This is a genomic window from Flavobacterium anhuiense, assembly GCF_004151235.1.
Classification (GTDB): Bacteria; Bacteroidota; Bacteroidia; order Flavobacteriales; family Flavobacteriaceae; genus Flavobacterium; species Flavobacterium anhuiense_A.
Window position 1 is genome coordinate 103427 of sequence record NZ_JUIV01000017.1, and the last position, 11756, is coordinate 115182.

Sequence of the window (11756 nt, forward strand, 5' to 3'; positions counted from 1 at the left end):
TCAAAAGATGCTAAGGTTCTAAGATTCTAAGATTCTGAGATTTTATGTTTCAAAATCTAAAAAAAACTTAGCATCTTAGCACCTTAGAAGCTTAGTTCCTTAAAAGAAAAAACTCCAAAAAATCGTATTTAACGAAAACCCAATTTAAATTAAACTATGAAATCAAAAATTATTGCGCTGACTGTTTTTATGTCTGCTTTTTTCTCTTCTTGTAATACGGTTGATGATTTATTGACTTTTACTATTTCGAATAATACTTCAATTAAAATTCAAAGCACTTCTCCAATCAATCTGCCTTCGGAAATAATCACTCCAGAGGTTACAACCAATTCTTCGGCTGAGTTTGAAAACAATAAAACAAAAGCAAGTTTGGTAAAAGATGTTAAAATCAAATCCTTGAAACTATCCATTACAGACCCTTCGGATAAAACATTTACGTTTTTAAAATCGGTTCATCTGTATATTTCGACATCAAATTCAGATGAAATCGAATTGGCTTACGCTGATAACATCAACGTATCTAGCAATACAATCGATTTGATTTGCACAGATAAAAGGTTAGACGAATATATTAAAGCAGATAGCTATAAAATAAGAACTAAAGTAACCATAAAAGAAACCTTAACAAAAGATGTTACAGTAAAAGCAGATATGAAGTTTAAAGTGACGGCGGATCCGTTCTAAGATACTGAGATACTGAGATGCTAAGACTCTAAGTCATGAAATAATCAGATTCTAAAAAAGGCGATTCTAAAATTAGAATCGCCTTTTTTGTTTGTTTAGCTTCCGGAAAAAACTTAGAATCTCAGTATCTTAGAACCTTAGCATCTTAAAAAAAAATCATTCTTTCGTCACAACAATAGAAGCCTTGAATCCTGCAGCCAGATTATCCCAATAATCATTTGTTACTAGATTGCCTTTATCGTCGTAAACTTGTATTTCTGCGGTGTTTCCTCCAAGTGTACCTATATTTAAAGCTTCAAAGTCTAATTTATTGAATCCTTGTGCAAGATTGATTTTAACCGACTGGTAACTTGCATCCAATAAAATTCTATCGCGGATTACATAATCGTTTGAAGACACTTTTATTAAATCTCCGTCAATTGCTCCAAAATCACGGAACTTGACAATAAAGTATTCTGATTTGGTTTTAAAATCTCCCAGAGAAATATTTTTCTTTACCAAAACGCCACGGCCTTCTCTCAAGCCAGCATCTTTCAATGATTTATCTAAATCTTTTTCCATTTTGGCTACATATCGATCGCCAGGATTAGCAAAATCGGTTTCTGTAGACATTGTAAATTTGCTTTTCTCTTCTCCAATCTGAAACTTTGATTTTGGAGTTATAGTCGTATTTTCAAAAACATTTGGAGTTTTAATTGCTGGCATATCATTAAATTCTGCCAGTGGATCTTTTGTCTCAGGAACTGGAGTTTTTTTAGGCTTTGCAGTAAACTTTCCGCCCGGAATAGTTTTGAATTTAGTACTAGACTCAATTTGGGCTGATACAGACAGTGCAGTAAAAAACAATATGAAAAATAAAATGTGCTTCATTGAAAAAAGTATTATCGAATCGCCTTTTATAATTAATATAAATCAAAAGTCCAGCTTCACAAAAATAGTATAATTTACTTACTTGCTACAACTTTAGGAGTTTTATAACATATAATTAAGCTAATTTTTGGAAGCAAAAAACCTGCCAAGATTTTTTACTTTGTAAAAAATAAATTTCAAATCTAAAATTTACAAATTCCAAAAAACCAATCTACAAAAAGATTTAGCATTTTGATTATTAACAACTTATTCTTAACTTCAAGACTTTATTTTACCATTTAAAATCTCAATAAAATGGATTATATCGATTATTATAAAGTATTGGATGTTACAAAATCTGCAACAGAAGCAGACATCAAAAAAGCATATCGAAAACTGGCAAGAAAATATCATCCCGATTTGAATCCGAATGATAAAGAAGCTGAAAAAAAATTCAAGGAAATTAATGAAGCAAACGAAGTTTTAAGCAATCCTGAAAATCGAAAAAAATACGACAAATACGGAAAAGATTGGAAACACGCTGAAGAATTTGAAAAAGCGGGCTACGATCCTAATCAGCAGCAAAGCAGACAGCAAGGTGGCTATCAATATTCTGAAGGCGATTTCTCTGGTTTTGGAGGCGGTGATTTCTCAGGCAGCGATTTCTCAGATTTTTTTAATTCCATGTATGGCGGAGGGAGAAGCAGATCGCAATCCAAATATAGAGGGCAAGATTTTAATGCCGAACTGGAACTAGACCTTAAATCGGCTTACACTACACATAAACAGAATTTAACGGTAAACGGAAAAAACATCCGAATTACGATTCCTGCAGGCGTAGAAAACGGACAGATTATTAAAATTCCAAATCATGGCGGACCTGGCGTAAACGGCGGACCAAACGGCGATTTATACATCACGTTTATCATTTCTAACAATTCAGATTTTAAACGCGAAGGAAATAATTTATATGCCGAAGCTCCAATAGATCTGTACACTGCAATTTTAGGCGGAGAAACCTATATCAATACTTTTGACGGAAAAGTAAAAATAAAAGTTCCCGCAGAAACACAACCGGGAACGAAAGTAAAACTGAAAGGAAAAGGTTTTCCCGTTTACAAAAAAGAGAATCAGTTTGGTGATTTATACATCACATACACTATAAAACTTCCAACAAAGCTGTCGGATAAAGAAAAAGAGTTATTTGAAGAATTAGCAAAACTAAGAAAGTCATGAAAAATAAAAATTTAATCCAGATCAAACAGTTTTGTATTTACCACGAAATCGAAAATACTTTTATAACTGAACTTAGCAACTACGGACTCATTCATATTATAACAGAAGAAAATGATGAATATCTAGAACCAGAACAGCTTCCAACGGTTGAAAAAATGATTCGCATGCATTATGATCTCAAAATAAATTTGGAGGGAATTGATGCTATTGCAAACCTTTTGAATAAAATTGAAACCTTACAGCAAAATTTGAATACAGTACAAAATAAGCTTCGTCTTTATGAAGAAAAAGAAACCGAATAAAATATCACAAAAAAGCTTGATTTCTGAATTGATTTCAAGCTTTTTTTAATCGCTGACAGAAGCATAATTCTTAAATTGCGGCAACTTTAATTAACCTGAATTTGCTTTTAAAACCATACAGACAAATTCGCAAAAATTATAAAAAATGAAAAGAGAAAACATCTTAACTGGATCTCCGTGGGAAGACAAAATGGGATATTGTCGTGCTGTAAGAATTGGCAATATTATTGAAGTTTCTGGAACTGTAGCCATTGTTGACGGCGATAAAGTAAGAGCTGATGACGCTTATGCTCAAACGTATAATATTTTGGAACGAGTAGAAAAAGTTTTAGAAGATTTAAATGTGAGCATGAAGGATGTTATTAGAACTAGAATTTTCACAACAGATGTTTCTACTTTCGAAGAAGTGGCTAGAGCGCACTCTGCTTTCTTTAAAGATGTAAAACCAACTACAGGATTTTACGGAATCAGCAAATTGGTTGCTCCAGAATATTTGGTGGAAATAGAATTTACTGCTGTAGTATAATATTTTTTTTCGCCACGAATTTCACTAATTTACACTAATTTTTTTTTTATGCCACTCCCAATAGCTATCGGGATAATGGATTTAAAATATTTTTTTCCTTTTAATTCGTGAAAATTGGCGAAATTCGTGGCGAACTTTTTAGAATTCATTAATGACTTCCTTAAATCCTAAACAATTCCTGCTTTCACTTCCTAAATGGATTCTTATCTGTGCTTTAGTAGGTATATTTTCAGGTTCTGCATCTGCTTTCTTTTTAGTTTCTCTAGAATGGGTTACGCAATTTAGAATTCAGCATGATTGGATTATCTGGCTTTTGCCTTTCGGCGGATTTTTGGTTGGATTGAGTTATTACTATTGGGGAGAATCGGTTACAAAAGGAAACAATCTTTTACTTGAAGAATATGAAAGTCCTAAAAAAGTCATTCCGTTTAAAATGGCACCTTTAGTTCTTTTAGGAACACTGCTTACCCATTTGTTTGGAGGATCTGCAGGACGAGAAGGCACAGCAGTTCAGATGGGAGGCGCAATTGCCGACCAATTTACCAAGTTTTTCAACCTCGATAATTCAGAACGCAGAATTTTAATCATTCTAGGAATTAGTGCCGGATTTGCTTCTGTTTTTGGAACACCTCTCGCAGGAGCTATTTTCGCTTTAGAGGTTTTATATTTCAGTAAAATCAATTTTAAAAGTATTCTGCTTTCTTTTCTAGTGGCTTATGCAGCGTACTTCACGGTAGAATTCTGGGAAATAAAACATACGCATTACAGTATTCCAACAATTCCAGAACTTAGTTTAAACAATATTATTTTTACTCTAATTGTTGGGGCTTTATCAGGATTTGCTGCTTTATTATTTTCCAGAAGCACACATTTTTGGGGTTCGCTTTTTTCAAAAAACATTAAATATCCACCGCTTCGTCCTGTAATTGGCGGCGTAGTTTTAGCCATTGCCATTGCGGGTTTAGGATTTACAAAATTCTCTGGATTAGGTGTTCCTGTTATTGTTGATTCTTTTTCAAATCCTAGCCAATGGTACGATTTTCTGCTTAAAATTTTATTTACAGGATTTACACTTGGAGCCGGTTTTAAAGGCGGAGAAGTAACTCCTTTATTCTTTGTTGGAGCTACTTTAGGAAGTGCTTTATCAACCGTAATTCCAATGCCAATTGCTCTTTTAGCAGGAATCGGATTTGTTGCTGTTTTCTCGGGCGCGACCCATACTCCTATCGCCTGCACGGTAATGGGAATGGAATTATTCGGAATTGCACCTGGAATCTTCATTGCTATCGCTTGTACAATTGCTTATTTTTCTTCTGGTTCTGTTGGAATTTACAAATCTCAGATTGTCAAGGGTGCGAAATACAAACTGTACCAGAGATTAAATTCCAATTTTTAAAATTGCTACGCCTGTTCGCTAACGCTCGAGTCCAAATTCCAAATTGTACTGAGACTGACTACTAAAAAAACTGACCACTGGCTACTGCCACTTGAATACTAAAATTATTTTCAGCATTACATTAAAAAAATGTAAATTCGCACACTATGAAAATACAAGATATTCAAGCGATTCAATTATTGCTTGCTACGCCAAAGAAAATCGCAATAATTCCGCACAGAGGACCAGATGGTGACGCCATGGGTTCTACTCTAGCTTTGTACCATTTTTTACTCAAAAATAATCATCAGCCAACCGTTATTTCTCCAAATGATTTTCCTGATTTTTTAGCTTGGCTTCCAGGTTCAGAAACAGTAAAAGTCTATGAAAAAGACACTCAAAACTGTATTAAAATATTAGAAGAAGCCGAACTTATTTTTACGCTAGATTTTAATGCTTTTCATCGCACTGGCGAAATGGAGCATACTCTCGCAAAACTTACGGCTCCGTTTATCATGATCGATCATCATGAAAAACCTCATGATTATGCAGCTTATACGTATTCAGACACTTCTTACGGATCTACTTGCGAGATGGTTTATAATTTTATTGCCTTTTTAAACAAAAAAGAAGATATCGATAAAACCATTGCCACTTGCATCTATACTGGAATTTTGACCGATTCTGGTTCTTTCCGTTTTCCAGGAACCACTGGAAACACGCATAGAATTATTGCAGAATTGATCGATTTAGGAGTCGAAAACACTCAAATTCCGGTATTGCTATACGATAATAGTTCTTTTAGCCGTTTGCAGTTATTGGGCCGTGCACTTCAAAACATGAAAATTTTCGAAGAACACAAAACCTCATACATGACGCTTACACAAGAAGAACTTGATTCGTTTAACTATGTAAAAGGTGATACTGAAGGAATTGTAAATTACGGATTAAGCATTCGCGGAATTGTTTTTACAGCCATATTTATTGAAAACAAAGAAGAAAAAATTATTAAAATTTCTTTCCGTTCTCAAGGAGGATTTGATGTTAACCAATTTGCAAGAGACCATTTTAACGGAGGCGGACACGTCAATGCAGCCGGAGGAAGATCTGAAGCTTCTATGGAAGAAACAATAAATAAATTTGAAGATTTAGTCAAAAAACTAAAATTATAACCCAAATCATGAATTACCTAAAACTTAGCATTTATACTTTGCTTTTTACTGTTTTGTTAAGCAGCTGCAAGCATCATGAGGAAGCCAGAAGACCTATTTCTAGAGCTTCGGGAACATTCATGAAAAAATCGGCTGACCGAAATAAAAAGCTGGTGGCAAACGAAGAAGACGTCATTAAAAAAATAATCAAAAGCAATCCGAAAGTAAAATATTATGCCACTCCAAAAGGATATTGGTTTTGCTATGAAGAAAAGAATGCAACAGAAACTTTGGCTCCTAGAAAAGGTGATATTGCTTACTTCAATATGGAAATAAAAGACATTAAAGGCAATAGCATCTACTCGGAATCTGATCTTGGCCCACAAACCTATTATGTAGACAAACAAGACATTATGATGGGTTTACGTGACGGAATTAAAAGAATGCATAAAAATGAGACGGTTACATTTTTATTTCCATCGCATATGGCATACGGATATCACGGAGACAACAAAAAAATTGGTCCAAATGAATCTTTAATCGTTACGGTTACACTTAGAAATTTTGTTCCAGATCCAACGGCTCAAACAGCAAAACCAGCTGCACAGTCTACTCAAACCGCAACACCAAAACCTGCAGTTGCAAAACCTGCAGCACCAGCTAAAAAAGACACATTAACTCAATAAAAACAATATCTTAAAATGAAAAAGAGTATTTTATTATTACTAATAGCCGTAAGCTCATTTTATTCTTGTAAAGATGATCATAGTAATCTGCCAGATGGTTTATATGCCGATATCGAGACAAACAAAGGTCACATCATTGTAGAGCTTGATTATAAAAAAGCGCCGATAACAGTAGCAAACTTTGTGACTTTAGCTGAAGGCAAAAACGAGTTTGTAACACATGAACAATTAAAAAACAAACCCTTTTTTGATGGTTTAAAATTTCATAGAGTTATTGAAAGTTTTATGATCCAAACTGGTGATCCATTGGGAACTGGTTCTGGAGATACTGGTTATAAATTTAAAGACGAATTCTCAGATCTAAAATTTGACAAAGCTGGAGTTTTAGCAATGGCTAATAACGGTCCAGGCACAAACAGCAGCCAATTTTTTATTACTCACGTAGAAACTCCTTGGCTAGATAATTTGCACACTATTTTTGGTCATGTGGTAAGCGCTAAAGATCAGGAAGTGGTAAATAAAGTGGTTCAAGGCGACAATATTGTTTCTGTTACAATCATCAGAAATGGTGAAGCAGCGAAAAAATTTGATGCTGTAAAAGTATTCCATGATTATTTTGCTGACATCGCAAAAGAGCAGCAGAAATATGCTGGAGTTCAAAAAGAAAAAGTGGATTCTTATGCCACTTTAAAAACAAAAGCAACTAAAACTGCAAGCGGTTTAGAATATACAATTACAGAAAAAGGAAATGGTAAAAAACCTGCTGCAGGAAGCCAAATCTACATTAGCTACGCAGGTTTCCTTGAAAACGGAACTTTGTTTGACACTAGCATTGAAGAAGTGGCAAAACAATTCGGAAAATTTGATCCAGCTAGAGCAGCACAAGGCGGCTACCAGCCAATTCAATTTCAAGCTGGGAAAAAAGACGGTTTAATTCCTGGTTTTATCGAAGGGGTTGAACAATTATCTTTTGGAGACAAAGCTGTTCTTTTCATTCCATCTCACTTAGCTTATGGAGCAACTGGTGCTGGAGGTGTAATTCCGCCAAACGCTAATATTATTTTCGAAATCCAGATTTCAGATAAAAAATAATCGAATTATAGACTTAAAAATTAAAAAGCAATGAAATTTAAATTTCTGTTTTTATTTTGTTTAGCAATAGTAAATATTCAGGCCCAAACCAAAAAGCCTGCTGCTAAACCAGCAACCAAACCTACAAGCAAAGTCGCAGCTACAACAGCAAACCCAGGCGATGGAATTTTTGCAACAATTTCTACTACAAAAGGAGATATTGTTCTTTCTTTAGAATATGTAAAAGCTCCTGTTACAGTAGCAAACTTTATTACTTTGGCAGAAGGTACAAATCCTAATGTTAAGGCGTCTCTTAAAGGAAAACCATTTTATAACGGATTAAAATTTCACAGAGTTATTAATGATTTCATGATTCAAGGTGGTGATCCTGAAGGAAATGGTACTGGAGGTCCTGGATATTCTTTTAAAGATGAATTTGTAGACGATTTGAAATTTGAAAAAGGCGGTGTGCTGGCAATGGCAAATTCTGGTCCTGCAACAAACGGAAGCCAATTTTTCATTACACATAAAGATACGCCTTGGTTAAACGGAAAACACACTATTTTTGGACACGTAGTTTCTGGAATGGACGTTGTAAATAAAATTGTTCAGGATGATGTAATGACAAAAATCGTTATTACACGTAAAGGTGCAGCTGCAAAGAAATTTGACGCTTTAAAAGTTTTAAGCGATGATGTAAAAAAAGAAGCCGCTAAAAAAGAAGAAGCAAAAAAAGTAGTAACTGCTAAAGCTGCTTATTTTAAAGACTTGAAAGCAAAAGCAACTGCAACTTCTACCGGTTTAAAATATGTAGTAACGCAAAAAGGAACAGGCGTTAAAGGTGCTGAAGGTTCTACAATTTATTTCCATTATGCTGGATACTTTGAAGATGGAAGTTTATTTGACAGCAGCATGGCTCCAGTAGCAAAAACCTACGGAAAATATGATGCAAACAGAGATGCACAAGGCGGTTACAAAGCTTTCCCTTTTACAGTTGGTAAAAAAGATGGTATGATTCCTGGTTTTATTGAAGCCCTTGATATGATGACAGACGGAGAAAAAGCAACTTTCTTCTTGCCTTCAAATTTAGCGTATGGAGAAAAAGGTGCTGGCGGTGTAATTCCTCCAAATGCAACTCTGATTTTTGAAATTGAAACGTATCAAAATCAGCCTAATTAATTAGAAAAGAGAAGATTTGTTCTTCATAAATATAAAAAGCCATCAGAATTATTTTTGATGGCTTTTTATATTTTTCAGCATTTTCACTTTTTAAAGAATTCTTAATTCAAGAGTTTAAAAATCGATTTTGTTGCCATTTAATTACTATTTTCAACATAGTACGATAGAATCCTAAACAAAATAGCTTACCTTTGCCGGCTTAATTTTTTAAAACAGATAATTTATGACGTCGCAAAATAATGTATTAAAAGGTGTTTTTCTTGTTGCTTTGGGAGCAACCACTTACGGAATGTTGGCCACATTTGTAAAAATGGCTTATTCTGAAGGATACACAACTGCAGAAGTCACAACCTCACAATTTATTTACGGAATTCTAGGTATTCTTATAATCAATCTTTTTCAGCGTATTAAAAACAAAAATACAGCTGTAAAAGCTTCTCCTAAAAATATTTTCAATTTAATGCTTGCAGGAACTTCACTAGGAATGACTAGTTTATTTTACTATTTGGCTGTAAAATATATTCCTGTTTCTATCGGAATCGTTTTATTAATGCAAACCGTTTGGATGGGAGTTTTATTAGAAATGATTCTAGAAAAAAAATTGCCTTCAAAACAAAAGGTAATTGCGGTAGTTATAGTGCTTTTTGGAACTGTTTTAGCAACCAATATTATCAATAATGATATCGAATTAGATTGGAGAGGTTTAGTTTGGGGAATGCTGGCCGCAGCTTCTTTCACTACAACAATGTTTACTGCTAATCGCGTTGCAACCGAAATTTCGTCAGCGCAAAGAAGCCTTTACATGCTTTTGGGAGGTGCTGTTATTGTATTTTCTTTTGCTTTTGCAACGCAAGTAACTGCCTTTAATCTTGAAATCTTTTTAAAATGGGGAATTGTATTATCATTATTCGGTACTATCATTCCGCCGCTTTTAATGACTGCTGGATTTCCTTTAACTGGAATTGGATTAGGAAGTATTGTTTCTGCGCTTGAACTGCCAGTTTCTGTAATGATGGCGTATATTTTATTAAACGAAAAAGTAATCTTTTCTCAATGGGTTGGAATTGTGTTGATCATTCTAGCCATTATTATTATGAATGTAAATTTCAAACCAAAAAGATAACTCCAAATAAGCATTATTAAAAAAAACAGTTATGTAATGCAATAATTGTTAATTTTTTTATAATTTCGTGATAAACAATTAAATATCATGATTTTACCTTGGCATTTATATTTAATGGCTTGCTTATATATTCTTGCTGGGATAAATCATTTTAGAAGTCCTGGAATGTACATAAAAATCATTCCGCCCGCATTAAAAAACCCCAAATTAATAAATATTTTAAGTGGTGCCGCCGAAATCATTTTAGGCATCTTTCTGCTCCTGCCTTTTTCATCACATTTTGCCGCCTGGGGAATTATAATGCTATTAATTGCTGTATTTCCTGCTAATTTGTACATGTTTCAAAATAAAAAAGCAGGTTTTGGTTTACCAAGATGGATTTTATTTGTACGTTTGCCCTTACAAATTGTTTTAATTTATTGGGCTTACCAATATACATTCTAAACATTTAACCATTAAATTATTTTATTATGAAAAAATTATTTGCAGAGTTTTTTGGGACTTATTGGCTTGTTTTTGGCGGATGCGGAAGCGCAATTTTTGCTGCTGGAATTCCAGATTTAGGAATCGGATTTGCGGGTGTTGCTTTAGCTTTTGGTTTAACGGTACTTACCATGGCATACGCTGTTGGTCATATTTCTGGCGGTCATTTTAATCCAGCGGTTTCTTTTGGTTTGTGGGCAGGCGGAAGATTTTCTGGTAAAGATCTTATTCCGTACATCATTGCACAATGTGTTGGAGCTGCTGCTGCTGCCGGAACTTTATACACAATAGCTTCTGGAAAAGCTGGTTTTGCAATAGACAACACAAAAGCTGGTGCCTTTGCATCTAATGGTTTTGGAGCTTTTTCTCCTGATGGTTATTCATTACAGTCTGCTTTTATTGCAGAATTTGTACTTACTTTATTCTTCTTATTAGTGATCTTAGGAGCTACTGATAAATTTGCAAATGGCAGATTTGCAGGAATTGCAATTGGTTTAGCTTTGACATTAATACACTTAATCAGTATTCCAATTACAAATACTTCTGTAAACCCTGCGAGATCATTATCTCAAGCTATTTTTGTTGGAGGAGAGCCATTATCTCAGGTTTGGCTGTTTTGGATCGCCCCTATTCTTGGTGCATTAGCGGCTGGTTTCCTTTATAAGACACTGCTTCAAAATCATGCTGAAGCATAAAAAGAAAAAGTCGACATATCATCAAAAAAAAAATAAAATATGGAATTTTTATATTTCTTACTTATAGGTGCCATTTCTGGATGGCTAGCTGGACAAATCTGGAAAGGTTCTGGTTTTGGATTACTTGGCAATATCATTGTTGGAATCATAGGCGGATTTATCGGAGGATGGATCGCCGGAAAACTTGGTATTGGAGGCGGAGGCCTTCTATGGCAAATTCTGATTGCCGTAGGTGGTGCTTGGGTTTTATTATTTATAATCAGCCTCATCAAAAAATAATAGCCAATTAGTTGGTACATAATTGAAAACGAAAGAGAAAATCTGATATATTTATATTTGATTTTCTCTTTTTTGTTTGGATAAAATCGACAAGAAAATTCTATTTCAACTCAAATA

General features: G+C 34.2%; 14 protein-coding genes. 13 read left to right on the top strand and 1 reads right to left on the bottom strand.

Annotated features, from left to right (window positions below; genetic code table 11):
* Positions 1 to 156 precede the first annotated feature (156 nt).
* Positions 157 to 684, top strand: a complete 528-nt coding sequence (locus NU08_RS17740; RefSeq protein ID WP_129748442.1) for a hypothetical protein — start codon at positions 157 to 159, stop codon at positions 682 to 684.
* A gap of 156 nt (positions 685 to 840) precedes the next feature.
* Here NU08_RS17740 and NU08_RS17745 read toward each other — a convergent pair whose 3' ends face one another.
* Complete coding sequence (locus tag NU08_RS17745) at positions 841 to 1554, bottom strand: hypothetical protein (protein WP_129748443.1); 714 nt, start codon at positions 1552 to 1554, stop codon at positions 841 to 843.
* 294 nt (positions 1555 to 1848) lie between these two features.
* Here NU08_RS17745 and NU08_RS17750 point away from each other — a divergent pair, with 294 nt between their 5' ends.
* From NU08_RS17750 to NU08_RS17805, 12 genes are all read left to right on the top strand, one after another.
* On the top strand, positions 1849 to 2769 hold the full coding sequence (locus tag NU08_RS17750) for a DnaJ C-terminal domain-containing protein (RefSeq protein WP_129748444.1): 921 nt from the start codon (positions 1849 to 1851) through the stop codon (positions 2767 to 2769).
* A complete protein-coding gene (locus NU08_RS17755; RefSeq protein WP_129748445.1) occupies positions 2766 to 3071 on the top strand; it encodes a chaperone modulator CbpM in 306 nt (101 codons plus the stop codon). The genes NU08_RS17750 and NU08_RS17755 overlap by 4 nt, the downstream gene beginning before the upstream one ends.
* A 145-nt stretch (positions 3072 to 3216) precedes the next feature.
* The gene (locus NU08_RS17760; protein WP_129748446.1) at positions 3217 to 3597 is read left to right on the top strand and encodes a RidA family protein; all 381 of its coding nucleotides are present in this window, start codon (positions 3217 to 3219) and stop codon (positions 3595 to 3597) included.
* A 151-nt stretch (positions 3598 to 3748) separates the two neighbouring features.
* Entirely contained in the window at positions 3749 to 4993 is a 1245-nt protein-coding gene (locus NU08_RS17765; RefSeq protein WP_129748447.1) for a voltage-gated chloride channel family protein, read from the top strand.
* A gap of 146 nt (positions 4994 to 5139) precedes the next feature.
* The gene (locus NU08_RS17770; RefSeq protein WP_129748448.1) at positions 5140 to 6144 is read left to right on the top strand and encodes a DHH family phosphoesterase; all 1005 of its coding nucleotides are present in this window, start codon (positions 5140 to 5142) and stop codon (positions 6142 to 6144) included.
* An 8-nt stretch (positions 6145 to 6152) separates the two neighbouring features.
* Positions 6153 to 6809: a gliding motility-associated peptidyl-prolyl isomerase GldI gene (gene gldI / locus NU08_RS17775; protein WP_129748449.1), complete on the top strand. Its 657-nt coding sequence runs from the start codon at positions 6153 to 6155 to the stop codon at positions 6807 to 6809.
* A 15-nt stretch (positions 6810 to 6824) separates the two neighbouring features.
* Positions 6825 to 7901 (top strand): peptidylprolyl isomerase, encoded by a 1077-nt coding sequence (locus NU08_RS17780; RefSeq protein ID WP_129748450.1) that lies wholly within the window; start codon positions 6825 to 6827, stop codon positions 7899 to 7901.
* Between the two features lie 30 nt (positions 7902 to 7931).
* Positions 7932 to 9059, top strand: coding sequence for a peptidylprolyl isomerase (locus NU08_RS17785; protein WP_129748451.1), 1128 nt, complete (start codon positions 7932 to 7934; stop codon positions 9057 to 9059).
* Between the two features lie 223 nt (positions 9060 to 9282).
* Positions 9283 to 10182 (top strand): EamA family transporter, encoded by a 900-nt coding sequence (locus NU08_RS17790; protein ID WP_129748452.1) that lies wholly within the window; start codon positions 9283 to 9285, stop codon positions 10180 to 10182.
* An 87-nt stretch (positions 10183 to 10269) separates the two neighbouring features.
* Positions 10270 to 10626 carry a DoxX family membrane protein gene (locus NU08_RS17795; protein WP_129748453.1) on the top strand — a complete coding sequence of 119 codons (357 nt, stop codon included), beginning with the start codon at positions 10270 to 10272 and terminating at the stop codon, positions 10624 to 10626.
* Between the two features lie 26 nt (positions 10627 to 10652).
* Positions 10653 to 11360 carry an aquaporin Z gene (gene aqpZ / locus NU08_RS17800; protein ID WP_129748454.1) on the top strand — a complete coding sequence of 236 codons (708 nt, stop codon included), beginning with the start codon at positions 10653 to 10655 and terminating at the stop codon, positions 11358 to 11360.
* 39 nt (positions 11361 to 11399) lie between these two features.
* A complete protein-coding gene (locus tag NU08_RS17805) occupies positions 11400 to 11639 on the top strand; it encodes a GlsB/YeaQ/YmgE family stress response membrane protein (RefSeq protein ID WP_129748455.1) in 240 nt (79 codons plus the stop codon).
* The last annotated feature ends 117 nt before the right edge of the window (positions 11640 to 11756 follow it).